Origin of the sequence: Bacillus sp. FJAT-53060 (assembly GCF_037104745.1) — a bacterium.
GTDB classification, from domain to species: Bacteria; Bacillota; Bacilli; order Bacillales; family Bacillaceae; genus Bacillus; species Bacillus stratosphericus_B.
In genome coordinates this window covers 124,189-147,134 of sequence record NZ_JBAWSW010000002.1, presented here as the reverse complement: position 1 = coordinate 147,134, position 22,946 = coordinate 124,189, and the positions used below count along the sequence as shown (strand labels likewise).

20 protein-coding genes, 3 pseudogenes and 2 other annotated features are annotated in these 22,946 nt (G+C 41.4%); of the genes and pseudogenes, 1 reads left to right on the top strand and 22 read right to left on the bottom strand.

All coding sequences use genetic code 11. The annotated features are described in order from the left end of the window. Positions 1 to 10: 10 nt before the first annotated feature. The 4 genes and pseudogenes from WAX46_RS02180 to infC form a co-directional block, all read right to left on the bottom strand. Positions 11 to 222, bottom strand: a pseudogene (locus tag WAX46_RS02180) (DUF1294 domain-containing protein); the annotation flags it as partial. Positions 223 to 283: 61 nt separating this feature from the next. Next, positions 284 to 643, bottom strand: coding sequence for a 50S ribosomal protein L20 (gene rplT / locus WAX46_RS02175; RefSeq protein ID WP_007501659.1), 360 nt, complete (start codon positions 641 to 643; stop codon positions 284 to 286). A gap of 31 nt (positions 644 to 674) precedes the next feature. Further along, positions 675 to 875 (bottom strand): 50S ribosomal protein L35, encoded by a 201-nt coding sequence (gene rpmI / locus WAX46_RS02170; RefSeq protein ID WP_003216324.1) that lies wholly within the window; start codon positions 873 to 875, stop codon positions 675 to 677. Between the two features lie 24 nt (positions 876 to 899). Then, positions 900 to 1,415: a translation initiation factor IF-3 gene (gene infC / locus WAX46_RS02165; RefSeq protein WP_226566546.1), complete on the bottom strand. Its 516-nt coding sequence runs from the start codon at positions 1,413 to 1,415 to the stop codon at positions 900 to 902. A gap of 71 nt (positions 1,416 to 1,486) precedes the next feature. Beyond that, positions 1,487 to 1,619, bottom strand: a sequence feature (ribosomal protein L20 leader region). 422 nt (positions 1,620 to 2,041) lie between these two features. Between infC and WAX46_RS02160 the strand changes: the two genes are divergently transcribed. Next, positions 2,042 to 2,821 carry an HAD family hydrolase gene (locus tag WAX46_RS02160; RefSeq protein ID WP_226566449.1) on the top strand — a complete coding sequence of 260 codons (780 nt, stop codon included), beginning with the start codon at positions 2,042 to 2,044 and terminating at the stop codon, positions 2,819 to 2,821. A 51-nt stretch (positions 2,822 to 2,872) separates the two neighbouring features. Here the strand turns inward: WAX46_RS02160 and WAX46_RS15700 are convergent. From WAX46_RS15700 to icd, 18 genes and pseudogenes are all read right to left on the bottom strand, one after another. Further along, positions 2,873 to 3,524 (bottom strand): annotated as a pseudogene (locus WAX46_RS15700) (methyl-accepting chemotaxis protein). Between the two features lie 162 nt (positions 3,525 to 3,686). Beyond that, positions 3,687 to 5,627 (bottom strand): threonine--tRNA ligase, encoded by a 1,941-nt coding sequence (gene thrS, locus WAX46_RS02150; RefSeq protein ID WP_226566450.1) that lies wholly within the window; start codon positions 5,625 to 5,627, stop codon positions 3,687 to 3,689. Between the two features lie 45 nt (positions 5,628 to 5,672). Next, positions 5,673 to 5,921: a binding site (T-box leader), on the bottom strand. 43 nt (positions 5,922 to 5,964) lie between these two features. Continuing rightward, a complete protein-coding gene (ytxC, locus tag WAX46_RS02145; RefSeq protein ID WP_336493290.1) occupies positions 5,965 to 6,834 on the bottom strand; it encodes a putative sporulation protein YtxC in 870 nt (289 codons plus the stop codon). A gap of 60 nt (positions 6,835 to 6,894) precedes the next feature. Then, the gene (locus WAX46_RS02140) at positions 6,895 to 7,533 is read right to left on the bottom strand and encodes a TVP38/TMEM64 family protein (RefSeq protein ID WP_226566452.1); all 639 of its coding nucleotides are present in this window, start codon (positions 7,531 to 7,533) and stop codon (positions 6,895 to 6,897) included. A gap of 33 nt (positions 7,534 to 7,566) precedes the next feature. Beyond that, positions 7,567 to 8,496 (bottom strand): primosomal protein DnaI, encoded by a 930-nt coding sequence (dnaI, locus tag WAX46_RS02135; protein ID WP_226566453.1) that lies wholly within the window; start codon positions 8,494 to 8,496, stop codon positions 7,567 to 7,569. Between the two features lie 17 nt (positions 8,497 to 8,513). Continuing rightward, entirely contained in the window at positions 8,514 to 9,944 is a 1,431-nt protein-coding gene (locus WAX46_RS02130; protein WP_226566454.1) for a replication initiation and membrane attachment family protein, read from the bottom strand. Between the two features lie 102 nt (positions 9,945 to 10,046). Next, positions 10,047 to 10,505 (bottom strand): transcriptional regulator NrdR, encoded by a 459-nt coding sequence (gene nrdR / locus WAX46_RS02125; RefSeq protein ID WP_003216720.1) that lies wholly within the window; start codon positions 10,503 to 10,505, stop codon positions 10,047 to 10,049. A gap of 4 nt (positions 10,506 to 10,509) precedes the next feature. Further along, positions 10,510 to 10,872: pseudogene (locus WAX46_RS02120) on the bottom strand (cytosolic protein). Between the two features lie 184 nt (positions 10,873 to 11,056). After that, positions 11,057 to 11,437, bottom strand: a complete 381-nt coding sequence (gene speD, locus WAX46_RS02115; RefSeq protein ID WP_226566455.1) for an adenosylmethionine decarboxylase — start codon at positions 11,435 to 11,437, stop codon at positions 11,057 to 11,059. A 235-nt stretch (positions 11,438 to 11,672) separates the two neighbouring features. Further along, positions 11,673 to 12,695, bottom strand: coding sequence for a glyceraldehyde-3-phosphate dehydrogenase (locus WAX46_RS02110; RefSeq protein ID WP_336493289.1), 1,023 nt, complete (start codon positions 12,693 to 12,695; stop codon positions 11,673 to 11,675). 171 nt (positions 12,696 to 12,866) lie between these two features. Continuing rightward, positions 12,867 to 13,469 carry a dephospho-CoA kinase gene (gene coaE / locus WAX46_RS02105; RefSeq protein WP_226566457.1) on the bottom strand — a complete coding sequence of 201 codons (603 nt, stop codon included), beginning with the start codon at positions 13,467 to 13,469 and terminating at the stop codon, positions 12,867 to 12,869. Between the two features lie 13 nt (positions 13,470 to 13,482). Further along, positions 13,483 to 14,115 (bottom strand): sporulation membrane protein YtaF, encoded by a 633-nt coding sequence (ytaF, locus tag WAX46_RS02100; RefSeq protein WP_226566458.1) that lies wholly within the window; start codon positions 14,113 to 14,115, stop codon positions 13,483 to 13,485. Positions 14,116 to 14,290: 175 nt separating this feature from the next. Next, positions 14,291 to 15,124 carry a DNA-formamidopyrimidine glycosylase gene (gene mutM / locus WAX46_RS02095; protein ID WP_226566459.1) on the bottom strand — a complete coding sequence of 278 codons (834 nt, stop codon included), beginning with the start codon at positions 15,122 to 15,124 and terminating at the stop codon, positions 14,291 to 14,293. A 27-nt stretch (positions 15,125 to 15,151) separates the two neighbouring features. Further along, positions 15,152 to 17,779 (bottom strand): DNA polymerase I, encoded by a 2,628-nt coding sequence (polA, locus tag WAX46_RS02090; protein WP_226566460.1) that lies wholly within the window; start codon positions 17,777 to 17,779, stop codon positions 15,152 to 15,154. A gap of 256 nt (positions 17,780 to 18,035) precedes the next feature. Then, positions 18,036 to 19,778 (bottom strand): two-component system histidine kinase PnpS, encoded by a 1,743-nt coding sequence (gene pnpS, locus WAX46_RS02085; RefSeq protein ID WP_336493288.1) that lies wholly within the window; start codon positions 19,776 to 19,778, stop codon positions 18,036 to 18,038. Beyond that, positions 19,771 to 20,499 (bottom strand): response regulator transcription factor, encoded by a 729-nt coding sequence (locus WAX46_RS02080; RefSeq protein ID WP_226566462.1) that lies wholly within the window; start codon positions 20,497 to 20,499, stop codon positions 19,771 to 19,773. Before WAX46_RS02080 ends, pnpS begins: the two co-directional genes overlap by 8 nt. A gap of 187 nt (positions 20,500 to 20,686) precedes the next feature. After that, positions 20,687 to 21,625: a malate dehydrogenase gene (mdh, locus tag WAX46_RS02075; RefSeq protein ID WP_226566463.1), complete on the bottom strand. Its 939-nt coding sequence runs from the start codon at positions 21,623 to 21,625 to the stop codon at positions 20,687 to 20,689. Between the two features lie 34 nt (positions 21,626 to 21,659). Beyond that, positions 21,660 to 22,931: an NADP-dependent isocitrate dehydrogenase gene (gene icd / locus WAX46_RS02070; protein ID WP_226566464.1), complete on the bottom strand. Its 1,272-nt coding sequence runs from the start codon at positions 22,929 to 22,931 to the stop codon at positions 21,660 to 21,662. Positions 22,932 to 22,946 lie beyond the last annotated feature (15 nt).

The window sequence follows — 22,946 nt, the reverse complement described above, 5'->3', positions numbered from 1 at the left end:
TAACTGCACAAATGCCAATTTGAAAGGCAGCATGCTTTGTTTTATGCCGGAAATTCTGCATCCCAGGAAACGATCCAGCAGCGCCAAAAAGCACCGCAACACTCCATAAGTGTGCCTCTGAAATTCTCCATTTATGCGCTTTTGCCCGGCGTTTATCCTCTCTCATTAGGAAAAAAACATAGCCAACACCAAGATGACCAGCACAATCAGACCGATATTCATTCTTTTTACCTCACATATGAGAAAAAAGATCACCCCTCGACGGAATGATCTTTTATATAACTTACTTGTCTAGTTGTGCTTTTGCAGCATCAGCAAGCTGATTGAATGCATTTAGGTCATTCACAGCAAGGTCAGCAAGCATTTTGCGATTGACTTCGATACCAGAAAGCTTTAAGCCATGCATTAAACGACTGTAAGAAAGACCGTTCATACGAGCTGCAGCATTGATACGAGTAATCCATAGTTTACGGAAGTCACGTTTTTTCTGACGACGGTCACGGAAAGCGTAGTTTCCAGATTTCATGACCTGTTGGTTTGCTACTTTGTATAATCTATGTTTTGAACCGAAATAACCTTTTGCTAATTTAAGAACCTTTTTACGACGCTGACGCGACACAGTTCCGCCTTTTACTCTTGGCATTGTATTTCCCTCCTATGATTCCTATTCCAAATTACTTAATGTTTGCAAGTTGTTGTTTGATACGTTTGAAATCTCCAGCACTTACGATTGCGCTCTTACGCAATTTACGTTTTTGCTTTGTAGATTTGTTTGCGAACAAGTGACTTGTGTATGCATGAGAACGTTTAAGTTTACCAGAACCTGTTTTTTTGAAACGTTTAGCAGATCCGCGGTGAGTTTTCATTTTTGGCATTGAATGTTTCCTCCCTCTGTTACTTTACTTTTCAACTTTTGGTGCAAGCATAAGGAACATGCTACGACCGTCCATCTTAGGTTTTGTTTCTACTGTTGCTACTTCAGCGCAAGCTTCAGAGAAACGGTCTAACACGCGCTGTCCGATTTCTTTATGCGTAATCGCACGGCCTTTAAAGCGGATAGAAGCTTTCACTTTATCTCCCTTTTCAAGGAATTTGATTGCATTACGGAGCTTTGTGTTAAAATCATGTTCATCGATTGTCGGGCTCAACCGAACTTCTTTTAAGCTAATGATTTTTTGATTCTTACGTGCCTCTTTTTCCTTCTTCTGCTGTTCGAATCGGAACTTACCGTAGTCCATGATTCGGCAAACAGGTGGTTTTGCATTTGCAGCAACTAACACAAGGTCAAGATTAGCTTTAGCAGCAATTTCCAGAGCTTCCTGGCGGGATTTAATCCCAAGCTGATCGCCATTTTGTCCGATCAAACGAACTTCACGTACACGAATACCTTCATTAACTAATTGATCTTTGCTAATAGTGAGCCACCTCCATGAGATTTTGAATTGAGTTCACAATTCATTTTGACCATTTCGTTGTATGTTTTACAGGCAAACAAAAAGTGTGGGCATATTAAAACACCCACACTGCGAACATTTGCATGAAAAAATAAATGTACGGTCAACCTGTCAACTACAAACATGTGTCAATCAGGTGAGAAGCGGGTGCTTCTGCTTGTGATATCTATTCAATTCGTTAACTATTCTACACAATTTTCATTTGTCCGTCAAGTAACCGAACTCTTGAAACAACTTTTTCATTTTAACATGCTAGAACCGATTTGGGCAAGACTTTTCAAGCAATCATGTCCTTATAGGATCAATTGCAAAAAAATTGGAATGACGATAACGGTCACAACGCCTACCACAACGGCGATACTGGCCATTGTCGCTTCATGTCGCTCAATCATCATAATAATTAAATGAAGCAAATCGGCCACCTCAGATATAAGTTATATCCACTGCCTTTCTATTCTATCATGTGCAGTCAATGATCAAATATCTCTCAAATCTTTTCTTTATTGCCTTCACCTTCTATTGTAAAATGAACATGAGCCTGTCACATGCCATTGAAGGTAACTATATACATAATAAGGGAGAAGATCATGAAAGCCATATTTTTCGATTTAGATGATACTTTGCTTTGGGATGAAAAAAGCATTCACACGACTTTTCAGAAAACATGCCGAGAGGCGGAAAAGAAATATGGACTTGATCCAGAAACGTTTGAACAGATTGTACGTGAAGAAGCAAGAAAACTGTACTCTTCCTATGAAACATATGAATATACTGTCATGATCGGAATTAATCCTTTCGAAGGACTGTGGTCCAATTTTAGTGAACCGATTAGTGAAGGCTTTCAAAAGCTGAACGCCCTTGCACCAGAGTATCGTAAAAACGCTTGGACAAATAGTCTAAAAAAAGCGGGAATTGAAGATGAGGCATTTGGACAATACCTGGCTGATTTCTTTGCAGCAGAGCGCAGAAAACGTCCGTACGTCTATGAAGAAACGTATCCTGTCTTAAATCGCCTGAAAGGCAGCTATGAATTACTTCTTTTAACAAACGGAGACCCTAGTCTACAAAAGGAAAAGCTTGCGGGTGTACCAGAGCTTGCGCCTTATTTTAATGAAATTGTCATTTCAGGAGATTACGGAAAAGGCAAGCCTGATCCTAGCATCTTTGAGCACTGCCTTGAGCTATTAAACATAACAAAAGACGATGTGATTATGGTAGGAGATAATCCAAAAACTGATATTCTAGGAGCATCCCTTGCAGGCATCCAAACCGTTTGGATCAATCGCCATGCCAAGAAAAACGAAACCGACGTAACGCCAGATTATGAAATCAAAGACTTGCATGAATTATTTGATATATTAAAGTAAATTCATAGAGAAAACACCCTTCTCCTGAAGAGATCGGGTGTTTTTGTGTTCTCAAGAGAAACAATTGACACTACTTTGGGCTTGCCTGTCTAAGCCGCAGCTGCTTCTCCTACATTGATGAATTCTTCCCTTGCTTTACGAGATCCCGCTGACCTTTTCTACTTCTAAATGAATTGCCTTCACATATTGATCTACCTTGACAATGGCTTCTTTTGAATCTGTGGCAAGCTTTGGAATTTCAGCCGCCACCACACTAAAGCCATTTCCACAGGAACCCCCATGTGCAGCTTCTATAGCTGCATTTAATGCGAGCAACCGAGTTTGTGAGGCAATGCCATTAATGGACGTAGCAATTGAACTAATAGACTCTACCTGCTCCGTTAATCGTATTTTCTCTCTCCGTAATATCTGTCGCCACTTTCACGACAACCACTAGGTTTCCCTTTTCATTGCGAACAAGTTATACGTCGCTACAAGTATAATCTATCCCCGGTTTTAGTAACCCGCTGCACTGTTTCCTGAAAGACTTCCCCCTTTTAAACGCTTCCAAAACATTTGATAACTTGCATTTTGTGTAATATGCTCTTTAGACCGTCCATGGCTTTTGAAAAAATATCGTTGACCCATAGTACCTCACCTTGACATCAAATCCAATCATTACAAGGGAGTGCTCCAATGCAAGAAGAACGGCTACCGCTTTCATTCCCCCAATACTTCTCTAACCAATAGTACATACTTACCCGTACTTTTGTACCTCCTAAACGTATCATTCAAGGACTTGGATCACCCAGCGAAAGATTTTTTCCATAAAGAAAAAAGCCAGCGGTCTCAAGGGGAAAGAACACTGGCTACTTAATTGAAAAAATTATTTTTTCGCTTCTGCTACTGTATGTTTGACAAAATCTTCAAGATCCATTGTTTCTGAATCTTGTTCACCGTATTTTCTTACATTGACTGCGCCATTTTCTGCTTCTTGATCACCTACGACAAGCATGTATGGGATCTTTTGCATTTGGGCTTCTCTAATTTTATACCCAATTTTTTCATCACGGCTATCAACCTCGACACGTAAGCCTTCAAGTTGCAAGCGTTTTTGGATCTTTTTCGCATAGTCTAGATGGACAGATGGCGAAACTGGGATGACTTGGAATTGTACAGGTGCCAGCCATGTTGGAAGGGCTCCTTTGTATTCTTCAATTAAGAAGGCAACGAAGCGTTCCATTGTGGAGACAACCCCTCTATGAATAACAACTGGACGATGGTGCTTTCCATCTTCTCCGATATATGTGAGGTCGAAGCGCTCTGGGAGTAAGAAATCAAGCTGTACAGTGGACAAAGTCTCTTCTTTTCCAAGAGCTGTCTTGACTTGTACATCAAGCTTTGGTCCATAAAATGCCGCTTCGCCTTCTGCTTCATAGTAGTCATGGCCAAGCTCGTCCATTGCATCCTTCAGCATCGACTGTGCTTTATTCCACATCCCATCATCGTCGAAATACTTCTCTGTATCCTCTGGATCACGGTAAGATAAGCGGAATGTGTAGTCATTTAAGCCGAAGTCTTGATACACTTCTTCAATTAAGCGAACTGTACGGATGAACTCGTCTTTGATTTGATCTGGACGAACAAAGATATGTGCATCGTTTAGTGTCATGCCGCGAACACGCTGCAGGCCAGATAAGGCGCCTGACATTTCATAGCGGTGCATTGTACCAAGCTCTGCAATCCGAATTGGTAATTCGCGATAGCTATGTGGTTCATTTTTGTAAATCATCATATGGTGCGGGCAGTTCATTGGACGAAGGACAAGTTCTTCGTTGTCCATTTCCATGACTGGGAACATATCCTCTTGATAATGCGCCCAGTGGCCTGATGTTTTATACAAGTCTACACTCGCAAGAACTGGTGTATACACATGCTCATAACCAAGACGCACTTCTTTATCTACAATGTAACGCTCAATTACGCGTCGGATGGTTGCCCCTTTTGGCAGCCAGAGCGGAAGACCTTGACCAACCTTTTGAGAGTTCGCAAACAGTTTCAGCTCTTTTCCAAGTTTACGATGATCACGCTCTTTTGCTTCTTCAAGCAGACGTAAATGTTCGTTTAAATCATCTTTGTTGAAGAAAGCTGTCCCATAAATTCTCTGTAGCATTTGATTGTTACTGTCACCTCTCCAGTACGCACCTGCTAGACTTAACAGTTTGAACTCTTTGATTTTCCCTGTAGATGGTAGGTGAATCCCGCGGCATAGATCAAAGAATTCACCCTGCTCATAAATCGTGACGGCTTCGCCTTCTGGAATTGCCTGTAACAGTTCAAGCTTCAATTCATCACCAATCGCTTCGAAGCGTTTTTTCGCTTCTTCTCTTGATACTTCAATACGCTCAATTGGAAGATTGCTGTTAATGATCTTTTTCATTTCTTTTTCAATCTTTGGTAAGTCTTCAGGCGTGATGGCAACATCGATATCCACATCGTAGTAGAAGCCATTTTCGATTACAGGGCCGACGCCAAACTGGACGTGATGTTCTTTTCCATAAATGCGTTTAATTGCTTGCGCTAGTAAATGTGCTGTGCTGTGGCGCATAATATCAAGAGCTTCTTCACTTTTATCTGTGATGATCTCAATTGTTCCACTTTCTAATAGCGGCATACGCAGATCTATTTCTTTGCCGTTTAATTTACCGGCAAGCGCTTTTTTCTTTAGGCCCGGGCTAATTGATGCCGCAATGTCTTCTGTTGTTGTTATTTTGTCAAACTCCTTGACTGCTCCATCTGGAAATGTAAGTTGAATTTGTTCCGACATCTCTGGTCACTCCTTTTTTTGACAATATAAAAACCCCGCCCCTTGGAAAGGGACGAGGTTGAATAAACGGAATCGTGGTTCCACCCTTTTTCCCGTATTTGCAGCTTTCTTTTTGATAAGCAAATACGGCTTGTGGTTCGATAACGGGAATTCCCGTCAGCTATTACTAAACAAGTTCACAGCTGATGTTCAAAGGTGGTAAAGCAAATGATCCTCTGCTAGGAAGCTTTCAGCCGCAACTTCCCTCTCTTTAAGCGAGTGTTCATTTGTTCATGTCCTTATCAATACGGTCTCTGTATGAAGTTACACCGTATTATAAAACGTTTTTTCATGAAAATCAAGAAAGCTTTTCACTTTTTTTTGGCAAATGGTCATGAACAAATTGGACATTCTGCTCCTGAAATGAGTGAGGCGGGAACACCTCAACTCTTTCTTGAAAAATATTTTGAATGGTTTGCACCATCGAATGACCTGTGTCATTTGTAAATAGGTCTATCTTTTGAGGGGCAATGGATACAAGCGGTGCAATTAGCTGCGAATCAATATACATTGGATGCTCTCTTACAAACTGTCTATCTATGTATTGTTTATGATCACGCTCAGAAGCGTAGCGAAATTCCCAAATCACTAGTCGATCCTGATGCACGACATGTACTTTTTCCAGCTTAGGCTCTCTTGCCATCACATAGTCTCGAAGTGATTGAATAAAGTTCTGATATTCTTGTTCCATTTTGTACTCTTCAATGGACACCTCGACATAATTCTTAAGCCTTTGATCATACTCTGACAGCCTAAATGTCATAAATGAACTAATTGAAAAAATACCTTGCTGTAAAGAGATCGTCTCAAGCTCCTTTTTTAAAAGGGCTTCTCTTGATGGGTCTTGATGAATCCCGGGAATATCCTCTATATCCCCTTTCATGATGCTATGGGCGATAGAAAGAATTTGGTGCTGCTCTTCAGGATCTTTAAATAAGTATGTGTTTTCAAGGATGCTGCGCATGCGCTCATTTTCTTTGCATTCCAAAAAAAAGTCAACCAGTAATGGCCGCACGATGTGCTCAAGTGCTTCTTCTGATTCCTTCGCCTCTATGAGAAGCCGGTCTTTCCCTTGTTGAATTGAAATGTGATGCCGACTGTCCAAGTGTTCAGCAAGATGTAAAAAAGCGGCGGTATCATATTCATCTTCAAAGATTATTTCAAGCATGTTTGTCCCCCCTAACGACATCTGTTACATATATATGGGGTGAACATAAAAAATAGACGCCTAAAATAAATCAGGCATCTTTCTTTTTAAAATCAGTGGAACCGAGATAAAGATCAGGTAAATCAAGCAGACGATTGATAAGGCGGCATAATTGCCGCTAACAAAGCTTGACCCGAAGACATTTAACGCAATCGTACCCGGTATTAACCCTAAAAAGGTCGCTACCGCAAAAGCCCTGTATTTTGCATGTGAGGCTGCTGCCGCATAGCTGACAAAGTCAAAATGAATGGGTGCAATACGCAATAACAAAATATAAAGAAACCCATGCTGCTGAATGCGGGACGTCACCGCTTGTAGCTTCCGGCTGATTGATTCCGTTTCATGCTTGTTTGAACGAAAAGTTGAAGCAATCAGGAAGGATCCCGTTGCGCCCGCTGTCGCACCGATGAGGGCGTAAATTGTCCCAAGTACACTGCCAAAAGCCAAACCTGCTGCTAGGGAGAAGACGGTGACAGGGAAAAGAACAAACGGACGAAAAAGAGATAAGAAAAGAAAAACAATGGGGGCCAGCATCCCAAATTGAAGTACCCAATTCTTTACATCTTTCGGCGCTAGCTGAAGATGCTGTTTGTTCAGCCACCATAGTGCAGCAATCAGAACGCCAATCACGAGAACGAAAAGCCATTTTCTATTGCTCATCTAATCAGCTCCTCCTTCAAGTGATATACATTTTTATAAATGGCGACGATTTTCTCCTTCAAGTAAAACTGGCTCTGCTAAATAGAAAATCCGTTCCATTAAACGAGCCGCTTTAACCTCTTCTTTTTCTCCGCGCTGTGAGTACGTAAAATGATGCTTTAGCTCATTCGGTGAGAAATTAGAAGAGAAGAAGGTCGGCAACTGTTCGGCCATGCGATATTGTAAGATCGTTCCTAACAGTTCATCTCGGACCCAGCTTGTCATCGATTCTGCCCCAATATCATCAAACATTAAAATAGGGGTTGATTTGACCATATTCAGCTTTTCTTCTAGTGTATGATCGGCTAACGAATTTTTTAACTCTCTCACAAATTCAGGCACGTATACAAGGAGAGATGGGTATTCTTTCACCGCCAGCTGCTGCGCAATTGCTGCCAGAATAAATGTTTTCCCTACCCCAAACTTTCCGTGTAAATATAAGCCCTTTCCCTTACCAGTCTCATCATAGCTTTGCAGGAATTGTCCTACCTTTTGAATGACCCCTTGTCTCCCAACAACATTCAAATCAGCAAACGTCGCTTGAAGAACATTTTGCGGAATGTACATGCTTTTCATGAGCTCTTGCTGTTTTTTCTGTCTATCCAGTCGCAGCTTAACAGGACATTGGGAATATTCAATTTCAATACTCTGACCTTTGATCACAAGCTTCGGATGATACCCGTCTAAAAGGACATTTACGTCCTCTTCATCTAAGCAGTAGGAACAGCCCTTCGATTGCTGAACATATTCAAAGAGTCGATTCAGGCTGCGATTGATCATGTCTTCTTGTATCTCTTCTTGATGCTCCTTTAAAAAGGCCTGTACATCTTCATCAGACAACACACTTTCTTTAATCTGATTGTATCTCACACGAAAATCTACTCGTTTTTTTAGCTGTTCAAATGAACGACCGATCGGTTTCATCTCCATCTCACCTCACATTAGTGTGCATTGTAATTGTACTTTTTCATATTTTTAAACTGATCTAACAGTTTTTCTTTTTCTCGTTCGAGATCTTCTGTAGACAGACTGTCCTCTTGTTCTTTTGCCGGCTCTTCTTTCATTTCAGTTTCTTTCATCCAGTCAGGCAATTTTTCCTCGCGAACGACTTTTCCTGATCCATATGAGCTTCGCTGCTTTTTTTGCTGCGCCCACTCTGTCATTTGCCTGTTCTCTTCTTTGGCAATTTTCATGGCAGCCGCAACGGTTTTGATTTTCTTTCTCACCCAGTGCGCAGCAATTTTTTGCATATATGTTTTGGACAGCTTCATATCTGTTTTCAGCAGTGTATAGTAAATCAGGACATTCATGACACCTGGCTTGAGCTGCTGCTCGAGCATAATATCTTCGACAATTCTTAAGTCGGCATACGTTGGCTCAATGCCATCTGCCATATCTTTTAGAAGCTCTCTAGGCGAAATATGATCAAGCTTTTCAACTAGTTTAGTATCCGGTGTTTCTTGCGACGGATGCTCCGAAGCATTGTGACATAAATGTCTTGGCTGTTTTTGATCAATCAGCTTCGGCTGTTTCCCTCTGTATTCAATTTGATACCAGTCTCTCGCTGCTTTTCTTAAATCTTCTGTTGAGATCATCTGATCCGGTCCACAAGCGCTTGCTACAATATTTTGCATTTGCAGCGGGGTGATGCCATATACAATGGCTAACTTCTTAATCGTCTCTTTCACCTGCCTTGTCAAAGCCTTTCTTGGAATCATCATGTTAGACATGCCCGCTAACAATAGATCAAAGTCAAAAGATTCGTCTGAAAGCGGTGCCGGCTGAGCAGATCCAACGGTCACATATTCATAGCCCTGTTCAAGCGATGATGCTTGATTGATTTCTTCTGTCATCTTGCGTTCGCTTGGCTGCAATACGTGAAAGACTTCTTCAAACGACCGTGAAATGTTTTTAGCTTCTGCAGGAGCACCTGGATAAGAAAAATAATCACGAAGCTGTGTATATTTTGCTTTCTCTACACGATGATATAAAAGGACATTCAGCATACCGTCTTGGAAAAACTCATCTGGTCTTAGCGGTGGCACGAGCTCATACGTAAACAGTCTGCCCTCTTCCGTTTCCTGTTCATATGTGCGTAGTAAGCCGATCGCTTCTAGCTTTAAACGTTCCTCAAAAATATCATTTAAATTCGTTTGCAGCATCACCATGAGCTGCCTATGAGGTGCGGGCTTTCCCCACATACGATTTTGTTCTAGCTCTCCCCACAGCGTCATGTATAAGCTGAAAGCGGACATGCCAATAAGCGGCTGATATAAAAGAGTGATGAGCTGTCGATCGATGTCACCGAGCAATGAAGCGCTTTTGACGACATACGGATCGACGGCTAGCACTTCCTTCCAATGCTCTGTCATATGCTGATCCTCCCCCCTGAATGCGATTGTTTCCATTGTACACTCTTTTTGCGTTTTACGCTTTACGCAGGAAAAAGAGCATGAAGAATCTTCAGCTCTTTTTTAACGTTCTTTTTTTAATAAATCTTTTAATTCATCAATAAATACATTGATATCTTTAAATTGCCGGTATACTGAGGCAAACCGAACGTAAGACACTTCATCAATTTTCGCCAGCTCGTCCATCACCATTTCACCAACAAGCTCGCTTTTTACTTCTGACATACCTTGATTACGCAATTCTTTTTCGATGTTAAAGCAGACATCTTCCAGCTGCTTTAAGGCGACAGGACGCTTTTCACACGCTTTGATGAGTCCTCTTAACATCTTTTCTCGGCTAAATTCCTCTCGTATACCTTCTTTTTTGACCACAATAAGCGGCAATTCTTCTAATTTTTCAAACGTCGTAAAGCGGTATTGACAGCTTTCGCACTCTCTTCTACGACGGATGGATTTCCCTTCATCTACTGGTCTTGAATCAAGCACCCTTGTACCAAGGTGCTGACATGTAGGACATTTCATTTCATCAGCTCCGATCTATTCTTGCAAGTTGTTTGTCTAGTTCTTCATAAAGGGACATAACGGTTTTTTGACTATAGCCAAAGTCTGTTGGCAGGGCCGTTCTGTTGTTACATTAAAATCAACAGCTGTTTCAAAAGGACGAATTGAAATGACAGTCGCCACGAGAAAGGTTTTTTTCGGCATTCGTATATTTGCGCTGATTTCACCTCGTTCTGCTGAAACAGATGTCACTTGATACGTTTCGGGATCCACCGCTTGGAAAACTTGTGAATTTGTAGTAACGGCTTTTCAGCTCTGACACTGGATGATGGTTAGACGTTTCCGTATGATTTGAAATGAATTGCTTTAACTTTTGTCCTAAAGTCATACATGTATCCACTTTGTCTTTACGCCTCTTCTTTATTTTATAAAAAAAACCTTTGTTTTCCTAGAACAAAAGTATAGACAAGTAGGGGAATGTTGGGTGTAGTATATGAAACAAATATAAAAAGGAGCATAACACAAAGGCATTCGATGCTTTTGGCCAGCTCCCATTGCAATCTTTTTTATGTTTACAGTGCTTTGACTTTCGCCTGTTTCACTTGTACAGGTCCCATGCCTCGAGGAATTTCGATGTTTTCCCTTGTTTCAGCACCTAGTTCATCTCCGATATGATCTGCTGCAATATTCGGATCTAGGTCGCCACAAGTATAAACATCTATGCTCGCATAACCATGTTCAGGAAAGCTGTGAATTGTCAGATGAGATTCAGAAATAATGACAACTCCACTTACTCCTTGAGGCGCAAATTTGTGAAAAGCAACCTCTCTTACCTCAGCTCCTGATTTCAAAGCTGAATTTACAAACGTTTTTTCAATAAAATCCATGTCGTTGAGTTTATCACAGTCGCATCCCCATAGCTCGGAGATAACGTGACGTCCGATTGTTTCCATCATGGACCCCCCTTAAACAAGAATGAAAGAGTGAAGTTCTAAGCAGCCGGACCGGACATATACCACGGGGGAAAGTTAGTCCTAAGAGGTCCTAACCCTTTAAGTATACCCGAATGAGTCTGCGAACAAGAAGTTCACGAAAAATAGTATACTTTGTTTAGACCCATTTTGCAACCTGTGTTTTTAGTGGGATCTTCTCTCATTTCTTTGAAAAGGGACGTTCATCTTCTTCATTTCAAACAGCAGATAGCTCTTTCATCTTCGAGCCAACAAACTTCACAAGATCAACCACTCTGCATGAATACCCCCATTCATTGTCATACCATGCCAGGACTTTCACTTTTCTACCTTCCATCACCATCGTTGTGAGTCCATCAACGACAGCTGAATAAGGATTTGTGTTAAAGTCTGTTGAGACAAGCGGTTCCTCTGTGTAATCCAATATGCCTCTAAGAGATGTTTTAGATGCATTTGAGAAGGAAGCATTTACCTCTTCTGCTGTGACCTCTTTTTTCAAATCGACCACAAGATCAACCATCGACACATTTGAGACAGGCACACGTAGTGCAAGCCCATGCAGTTTTCCTTTCATATGAGGAAGCACTAAAGAAAGCGCTTTAGCCGCACCCGTCGTTGTTGGAATGATGGACTGAGCACACGCTCTTGCCCGGCGTAGATCCTTGTGCGGGTTGTCGATATTTTTCTGATCATTTGTATAAGCATGAACTGTTGTCATTAAGCCGTTGTCGATACCAAATTCATCATCTAACAACTTGACAACTGGAGCTAAACAGTTTGTTGTACAAGATGCGTTTGAAATAATGACGTGCTTTTCAGGATCAAGATCATCCTCATTCACACCCATAACAATCGTGATGTCTTCGTTTTTACCTGGAGCTGTTAAAACGACTTTTTTCGCTCCGGCATCTATATGGCCCATCGCTTGATCTTTTGAATTAAATTTACCAGTTGCTTCTATGACGATATCAATTCCAAGCTCTCCCCACGGAAGCTGCCTTGGGTTTCTGTTATTTAGCAAAAACACTCTTTTTCCATTCACAATCAAAGCGTCATCTTCTGCAGTTACATCGCCTTCGTAACGTCCATGATTTGTGTCATATTTAATTAAATGGGCTAGCGTTTCGGCAGGATAGCTTGCGTTAATCGCTACAATTTGAATTTGATCATCAAGCATTGCTTTTCTGAAGACCATGCGTCCAATTCTGCCAAACCCATTGATCGCTGCTTTTACTTTCATGAACAGGTCACTCCTCTATTATATGTTATACTCAATAAATCCATATATGAAATTAGTATATCACATTAGATTGTAATTGCCAGTATATAAACATATATTTTCTAAAAAGGGCTGATCTTTTCAAAGAAAAGAAGAAAAAGCATAAAAAAAGAAGAGTACGTGTATGTACTCTTACTCTGTATGTTCCCATTCGTTTAATATGTTCTGTAATTGTTTTCTGATAAAAGCCAAGTCTTTTGTGTTTACTATGACGCGGTCTGCTTTTTTACATTTCTCCTCAAGCGGCTGCTGGGCACGAATACGATTTAGCGCTTCTTCCTCGCTGAGGTCGTTTCGCTTCATGAGTCGTGATAGCTGCAATTCAGGCGTTGTGTACACGACGATGATCCGGTCGACGAGATTCTCCAGCTGACTCTCGAATAAAAGCGGGATATCAAGCACAATAAAGGTTTCTTGCTGATTGATCCCTTCGTCTCGCCGCTTGAGCATTTCCTTTCTCACCTCAGGATGAACAATGGCATTCAACTGTTTTCTTTTCTCTTCATCAGAAAAAATGATCGCTCCAAGCTGCTGCCGGTTCAATTCACCATTTGGCAGGAGGACATCCTCACCGAAGGTTTGAAAGATATGTTGAAGAGCTGGCGTTCCTTTAGAAACAGCTTCTTTTGCAATGACATCTGCATCCACAACCCGGATGCCCTGCTCTTTTATCACCTGCGAGACTGTGCTTTTTCCACTAGCAATCCCGCCTGTTAAACCAATGACGATCGTCAATCTATTTCCTCCTCTACAGCTTCCATACGCCAATTAAAATGAGCAATAGCCCTGGTAAGCATGCGAGTTTATCGATCCAGCGCCAGTTTGACAAATAATGTCCAGCACGCAGCCCAATACACACAAAAAGGGAGCTCATCACTGCCACCGTGATACTCATCATAATTGGAGAAAAGCCTAGAATCGCTGCGCCAATCCCTGCGCCAAATGCATCAATGGATAAAGCAATCCCAAGGAGCACCGCTTCTATTCCATTAATTGTACCAGAACGATCAATGTCTGCACTTGTAGGCTTACGTAAAATTTGGATGACAAGCCCGAGAGACTGCACTTCTACATTGAGCAGTGTTTTTTCATGAAGGAGCATGTCACGATCTTTTGCTGGTTTGTAAAATTGATACAAGACCCAAAGACCAATGGCGATCAAAATCCCTCCACCAAGTTTATCTGTCACTGAGACAGGGAGGAAAGTTGTAAGCAGGCTACCAATCAGCATGGAAATGAGCAGCACAATCCCTGAACAGCATGCAATAATGACAATGGCTTTAAATGGAATTCTCATTTTTCGAAGACCATACGTAAAGCCGACAGAAAAGCTGTCAATGCTGACTGCAATAGCTAAAAACAGAAGCGAAAACGAAATCATACCTGAACTCTTCCTTTCTGTTCATGCAACAATGATCAAGAGTCTCTAGGCGTTCTCAGACTCTTCTTCACTATATGAAGAGCAGGTGGGCTGTGTGTCAGTCTACACCTTGCTGAAAAAAGAATGTTTTTTATCGTATGCATGACAAAAAGGAAGCATGCTGATAGGTTCTCCTTTATAGAGGCTGTTTTTGGCAGGTCACACAAAAATGGGTCCCGCGCCCTCCAACAACCGTTTTCTCAATGATACTTCCGCATGTCTGGCAAGGCTCTCCCCGCCGGTCATATACGAGAAGCTGCAATTGAAATGTTCCAATATCGCCTTGTGAATTAATATAGGAGCGAATCGTGCTTCCTCCCGCATCAACTGCCACTTGAAGCGTGTCAATAATATGCTTGTGGAGCACCTTGCAAGATTCAAGGCTTAGCTGATTGGCTTTTGTTTCTGGGTATATCCCTGACTTAAAAAGGACTTCATCTACATATATATTACCAAGCCCCACAACAATCTTTTGATCAAGTAAAGCCGTTTTGACAGCGCGGGAGGTCTTCTTCAATTGCTCCCATAAATACTCTGGTGTAAATGATTCTGAAAAAGGCTCATATCCCAGCTGTGATAGTGGGAGTTCTTTTTCTTCCTCACCTGAGTGAAATAAATGCATCGTGCCAAATTTACGTACATCATGGTACCGAAGCTCTGTACCATCTGTAAACGTAAAGACAACGTGTACGTGTTTATCATAAGGCTCATTTGCTTCATGAACACGGTATTTTCCTTCCATCCTTAAATGGGAGACCATTACGTAATGTTCTAAATAAAAGAGTAAAAACTTCCCTCTTCTTTCAATGGTTTGTATGGTTTCTCCTACCATCCTTCTTGCGAACTCCTCCGGTTCCCCAGGACGTTTGATGATATTTGGCCATTTGATATCGACCGTTTCAATCATTTTTCCTTTGACTAACCCATTAAGAGTGCGCCGGACGGTTTCAACTTCTGGTAATTCCGGCATGCTCCTCGCTCCTTTTTCTCTCTCTATTTATTTTGCGTCGTACCAAGATGGGCCTGAAGCAAAATCGACTTTTAGCGGTACATCGAGCTGAAGTGCGTTTTCCATTACTTCAGGGACAATTTTTTCTAGTATGGCGATTTCTTCTTTCGGTGCTTCGAAGATCAGTTCATCGTGCACCTGCAATAAAAGATTAGCCTGCAGGTTCTCTTCTTTTAGCTTTTGCACCATATCAATCATTGCTTTTTTAATGATATCTGCGGCACTGCCTTGAATCGGTGTGTTCATCGCCGTTCTTTCAGCAAAGCTTTTGATGTTAAAATTACGGCTTGTGATATCTGGAATATATCGTCTACGCTTTAGGAGCGTCGTGACGTAGCCTTTTTGTTTTGCTTCCTGCACGATGTCTTCCATATATGTTTTCACACCTTTAAAGCTTGTTAAATAACGTTCAATAAATGCAGCTGCTTCTTTTCTTGTAATCCCAAGGTTTTGAGAAAGTCCATAGTCACTAATCCCATAAACAATTCCGAAGTTCACAGCCTTGGCCTGTCTTCTCATAGAGGGAGTCACTTCTTCTTCAGATACATGGAACACATCCATTGCTGTTTTTGTGTGAATATCCATATCTTGGGTGAAGGCTTCAATCAAGTTCTCATCTTGAGAAATATGAGCGAGCACACGCAGCTCGATTTGAGAATAATCAGCTGCAAACATGAGCCAGCCTTCTTTTGATGGAACGAACGCTTGACGAATCTTCCGGCCTTCTTCTAGACGAATCGGGATATTTTGAAGGTTTGGATCCGTTGAGCTTAGCCTTCCCGTTTGCGTGAGTGCCTGATTAAATCTTGTATGAACTTTATGGGTATTTTTGTGCGTCACTTTCATTAAGCCTTCTACATAGGTAGATTGCAGCTTTCCAATTTGACGGTAATGCAAAATCGAGCGAATAATTTCGTGCTTGTCTTCAAGCTTTTCAAGAACATCGGCAGACGTAGAATAGCCTGTTTTTGTCTTCTTGATAATCGGCAGACCTAATTTTTCAAACAGAATCACACCGAGCTGTTTAGGAGAATTGATGTTAAACGTTTCTCCCGCTAAACGGTGAATGGTTTCTTCATATTCCTTCAGCTTCTTCGTCAGTTCTTCACCCATCCTCTCTAGGCGTTCAATATCCACCTTTACCCCTAGAGATTCCATTTCACCTAAGATGAGCGCAAGCGGCAGCTCTAAATCTTCATACAGTTCATGCTGATCATTTTTTTCTAACGCTTCAAGCGTCAAATCATGCAGGGCAGAGATCGCCGCTGCTTTACGTCCAAGGTGATCTTTTAACTCATCTTCGGTTGGAGCTGCCTGCTTTGCTCCTTTTCCGTACACTTTTTCATCTGAAAGAGCAATATTCAGACCATATTCCTTCGCCACACTTGCAACGTCCTCGTAGGATTTCTGCGGGTTGACAACATATGTAGCGAGCAGAACATCGTAATCGACACCTTTTAAATCGACATCATGCCATCTGAGGGCAACAACTGCTCTTTTTGAATCAAATACCCATTTTTTCTTCGTTTCATCCTGAGCCCATAGTTTAAACGCTTCTGACTGAAGAGCATCTTCCTTTGTGATAAAAAACGCACCATTTTCATTATGGATTGCAAAACCGATCAAATCTGCTTCGTGATAATTATCTCCCAGCTGTTCTACCACAAGCGCAGCATGATCTGTCAGCATGTCATCCGTTATATCGGTGATTTTTGTGACTTCTAACTCTTCTACTTCGACCTGTTCACCTTCTCCTAAACGCTCTAGTAACGTTTGAAAGCCCAGTTCTTTATAAAGAGAGATCACCTGATCGATGTAAGGGCCCTCATAAGCGAGATCTTTGCTTGACACATCTATTGGTGTCTCTACGAGAATTGTCGCCAGCTTTTTACTCATCACCGCTTGTTCTTTATGTTCTTCAAGCTTTTCTTTTAGCTTTTTCCCGCTGACTTCGTCAATATGTTCAAGTAGATTTTCAACTGTTTGAAATTGCTTTAATAATTTAATCGCCGTTTTTTCACCCACGCCAGGCACGCCTGGGATATTATCTGATGAATCTCCCATCAGCCCCTTCATGTCAATGATTTGATCTGGTCGCAGGCCATATTTTTCTTCAATATGGGCCGGTGTATAGTATTCTACTTCTGTGATACCTTTTTTCGTAATGGCTACCGTCGTATGGTCTGTTGAAAGTTGCGTTAAATCTTTATCTCCTGAAAAGATTTTGACCTCAAAGCCGTCTTTTTCTGCCTCTACAGCCAGTGTACCGATAATATCATCCGCCTCGTATTGCGGCAGCTCGTACCTTTTCACCTGATAAGCATCTAATAACTCACGGATGAATGGCATTTGTTCTGATAGTTCTGGCGGTGTTTTTTGTCTTCCGCCTTTATATTCCTTAAATGTCTCATGACGGAAGGTTGTTTTACCCGCATCAAATGCAACAAGCATATGGGTTGGCTTCTCGTCCTCCAGCATCTTCATTAGGATCATCGCAAAGCCATAAATGGCATTTGTATGTACCCCTTTATCATTGGATAAGAGCGGCAAAGCAAAAAAAGCTCGATAAGCGAGACTGTTTCCATCCACAAGTACTAATTTCTTTTTGTCTGTCATATGTTTAATCCTCCATCGACTGAGTCGTCTCAATCGTCTCTTTCACACATTGTATGTTCATTTTATCAAAGTTTATTTTGAAAAGAAAATAGACGACCCTGCAATAAAAAAGGGACGAAAACAACAAGTGTTTTCGTCCTTCCAAAATTGGCTCCTTGGATGAAGGGGTTCCTATTCATCCTACCAATAATTGTTTAACAAAACATGAATTTATTGTTAAGATCATGTAAATTTTTAACGGCACTTTCCTTTTTCTCTATTTTGATTTCAGACTCACTGTAAAAGTCGTCCCTTTGCCTTGTTTGCTTCGCACAGAAATCGTTCCTTCATGCGCCTCGACAAGGTGTTTGACAATAGCAAGGCCAAGCCCGGTACCGCCTGAATTTCTGCTTCTATCCTTATCAATTCGATAGAATCTCTCAAATATTCTTGGAATCTCACTTTTTTTCATTCCGATTCCTGTATCCACCACATCAAATTCATAGCTGTCCTTCCGCACCCTTGCCGAGATCGTGACACTTCCCCCCTCTGGAGTATAGGTGAGAGCATTATTCACGAGATTAAGAAAAATTTGCTTTAATCTCAGCGGGTCCGCCAAGACATAAACCGGTTCTTTCGGAACACGCACGTGCAGTCGAATGCCTTTTTCTACGGCCTTTTGTTTTAGCAACACTTCAATCTCCTGAATGATTTCTGTCGCATTGGCTTCTTGAATATTCAGCTTAAAATGCTGCTGTTCAATTCTAGAGAGATCGAGTAAGTCTTGAATAAGTGTTTCTAAACGGACACTCTCTTTTAGAATGATCGAAAGGAATTCTTTCTGCGCGTCTTTGTCATCAATCGCTCCATCAAGAAGGGTTTCAGAAAAACCTTTAATTGACGTAATCGGTGTCTTTAATTCATGGGACACGTTGGCGACAAAGTCTTTACGCATCTGCTCTAATTGCTTTGTTTCTGTTACATCATGAAACACAAGGACAATTCCTTTCCATTCATCATCCGTACTTAAGATCGGGACGCCATCGACTTGAAAGTAGCGGCGTTCAATCTCGACTGCTAGACGTAAAAACTTCCGAACCTTGGTTTCTGTCATGAAAATTTCGTCAATTAGCTCAATAATCTCTTCATGTGTAAAAGCTTCATGATACAGCGTGTGCATGTAAATGTGCTTTTGCACCTGAAATTGCTTGCGGAATGTTCGATTGACTAAGTTGATATAGCCCATTTTATCAATCAAAATGATACCCGCTCCAATGTTTTCTATGACCGTTTGCAGACGGTCTCGCTGCATTTCACCAGCACTTGTCATTTCTTGAAGGCTTTCTGCTAGGCGCTTTATGGACGTGTTGAGCTCACTTGTTTCAATGATCAGCTCTTCATAATTGTTGGTATCATAGTTACCACGTTCAAGCTGTTTGGCCACCTTTGTGGCATAATCAATCGGTTTCACATACTTCATCGACATGCGGTAGCCAAAAAAGACAATAATAATGATGGCCGAGCCAAGGCAAAAGGCTAATGCGAGCCAGAGCTGGCCGTCAAATTTATTTAAAGGCTGGAATGAAGCATGGAGAAATAGATATCCAGCCGGTTCGTTTTGCTTCATGATAGGGACTGCATAATAAAATAATGCATCCTTCTCATCATCAATGACCGTTCCTTTTGTCTGGAGATGCTCATTTTTCAGCATGTTTTGAATGCTGGGTCTTTGTTCTGCTGGACCCGTTGTATGTATAATATTCCCCTTCATGTCCACAATCGACGCATTCATATCGAGATGCTGCTTTGCCTGACCGAGGATCTCTTTGTTTTCCTTTGCCTTCAAATCGTCACCATTCACTGAAGAAAGGAGAAAACTCGATTCCTTTTTCATTCGTTCCGTTAATTTTGTTTCATAGAAAACATGAAACATGTGATCTAAGAAAAGACCAAGTCCGACAAACACTATAAAAAGGAGAAAGATGAGCCCAGAAAACAGGCGGATTGTAATTTTACTCATTTGACTTTGGCTCCTCCAATTTGTAGCCTAAGCCGCGAATGGTTTTAATGTATGTTGGTTTTTTTGTGTTCTTTTCAATTTTGTCTCGCAAGTGACTGATATGTACATCCACAATACGTGTGTCACCTGCAAAGTCATAATTCCAAACCGCACTTAACAATAGATCACGCGTGAGGACACGACCTTTATGCTTGGCCAAATAAAGCAGCAGCTCAAATTCCTTTGGCGTGAGCTCTAGACGTTCTTCTTGGAAGTAGACTTCGTAGTGTTCAGGTAAAATGTGCAGGTCACCAATTTTGATTTGGTCTGCTATGATCTCTTCTTTTATCTCTTGCGAAGAAGCAGGCTGAGATTGCTGTGCTCTTCTCAAAATGGCCTTTACCCGAGCACCCACTTCTCTAGGACTGAAAGGTTTTGTCATGTAATCATCGGCTCCAAGTTCAAGGCCGAGCACCTTATCAAATTCATCGTCCTTTGCTGTCAGCATTAAAATAGGGAACATCATTTTTTGAATTCTCAGTTGTTTACACACTTCAATGCCGTCCATCTTCGGAAGCATTAGATCTAATACAATAAGATCAGGTTGTTGACTTGCTGCTTTTTCAAGCGCTTCTTCCCCGTCTCTTGCTGTGACGACATCATAGCCCGCCCTTTCAAGGTTATAGCTTAGAAGTGTTACAATCGATTCTTCATCATCCACAACTAATATTTTTTTATTCATGTTGTGCCTCCAATTAGTGATTTCCCCTACATCCGGTTTTTTTGTATCTTATGCTAAAAGCAAGAATTCATGCTTTCTCTTTCATTTTAACGAAAGCTAAACAAGAGGACAATTTATAATTTCGACTATATATGTTTTGTAAATAAAAAGAAGGCCCCTCTTAAGAGAAGCCTTCTTTTTATTCAGATTAAGACAATACTTTCATCACGTTTTTAACAGATTCAACAGAGCGGTCAAGCTGACTTCTTTCTTCTTCTGTTAACTCAAGCTCAATGATCTGCTCAAGGCCGTTTCCACCTACGATTGTTGGAACACCAAGATAAATGCCTTCGTAGCCATATTCACCTTCAAGGTATGCAATCGTTGGGATAACGCGGCGCTGATCTTTTAAGATCGCCTCAACCATTTCAACTAGTGAAGCAGCAGGTGCGTAATATGCACTACCGTTACCTAATAGGTTGACAATCTCGCCTCCGCCTTTTCTTGTTCTTTCAACAATCGCATCGATTCGATCTTTTGGAATCAATGTTTCAAGCGGTATACCGCCTGCATAAGAGTAACGAACGAGCGGAACCATGTCGTCGCCATGTCCACCAAGCACAAAGCCCGTCACATCTTTCACAGATAGATTTAATTCTTGCGCAACGAACGTACGGAAACGTGCTGTATCAAGAATACCAGATTGTCCAATGACTTTTTCTTTTGGTAATCCTGATTCTTTATAAACTGCATATGTCATTGCATCAACAGGGTTTGTTAATACAACAATGATCGCTTCTGGAGAATATTTGACGATTTCGCGTGTCACACTGCGCATGATTTTTTCATTTGTTGACACGAGGTCGTCACGGCTCATTCCCGGCTTTCTTGCAATTCCTGCCGTAATGACTACTACATCAGAACCGGCTGTATCTTCGTAGTTAGAAGTTCCTGTAATGTTCGCATCGAAGCCTTGAACAGGGCTTGCTTCCAGCATATCAAGTGCTTTCCCTTTTGTTGGGTTCTCAAGCTGCGGGATATCGACTAATACGACATCCGCTAATTCTTTTTGAGCCGTTAAAAATGCTGTAGTTGCTCCAGTAAAGCCTGCTCCGATGACAGATATTTTTTTACGCTTATTTGCCATTTCTTTTTTCCCCTTTAACTTTAAAGTTTAAGAATCAAGACAAGTTTTTGATGAGCTCGTCTGCAAACTCAGAACATTTCACTTCTGTTGCGCCATCCATTAATCTAGCAAAATCGTACGTGACAACTTTTGATGCAATTGTTTTTTCAACAGATTGAATCACTAGATCCGCTGCTTCCTGCCAGCCAAGGTGCTCAAGTAAAAGCACCCCTGATAGAAGAACAGATGATGGATTCACTTTATCAAGTCCAGCATATTTCGGTGCTGTTCCGTGAGTCGCTTCAAAAATAGCGTGTCCTGTTTCGTAGTTGATGTTCGCACCTGGTGCGATACCAATTCCACCAACCTGTGCTGCAAGTGCATCAGAGATGTAGTCTCCGTTTAAGTTCATTGTTGCAACAACATCGAACTCAGCTGGACGAGTTAGAATTTGTTGAAGGAAAATATCTGCAATGCTGTCTTTGACAATAATTTTGCCAGCAGCTTCTGCTTCACTTTGCGCTTTGTTTGCCGCATCTTTCCCATCTTTTTCTACAATACGATCATATTGTGCCCATGTAAAGACTTTGTCGCCAAACTCTTTTTCAGCCACTTCGTAACCCCAGTTTTTGAAGGCACCTTCTGTAAATTTCATGATATTTCCTTTGTGAACAAGTGTCACAGATTTACGGCCTTGGTCAATCGCATACTGGATTGCTGCTCTGACAAGACGAGATGTTCCTTCTTTAGAAACTGGCTTGATACCGATACCTGATGTTTCTGGGAAACGGATTTTGTTCACACCTAGTTCGTTTTTCAAGAAGTCGATTAACTTCTTCACTTCGTCTGATCCTTTTGCATACTCGATTCCTGCATAGATATCTTCAGTGTTTTCACGGAAGATGACCATATCTGTGTCTTGTGGACGTTTCACAGGAGATGGTACGCCTTGGAACCAGCGAACTGGACGTAAGCATGTGAATAAATCTAGCTCTTGTCTAAGTGCCACATTTAATGAACGGATTCCTCCACCAATTGGTGTTGTAAGTGGACCTTTAATCGCAATTAAGTATTCACGAATGTCTTCAAGCGTTTGCTCAGGAAGCCACTCTCCAGTTTTATTGTAAGCTTTTTCTCCTGCATAAACTTCTTTCCAAGTGATTTGCTTTTCACCTTTATATGCTTTCTCTACAGCTGCTTCAAGCACTCTTGATGCTGCTTTCCAAATGTCAGGACCGATTCCGTCCCCTTCAATAAACGGGATAATTGGATTATTTGGCACATTCAATACGCCGCCAGTAACTGTAATTTTTTCGCCTTGTGACAATGATATTACCTCCCA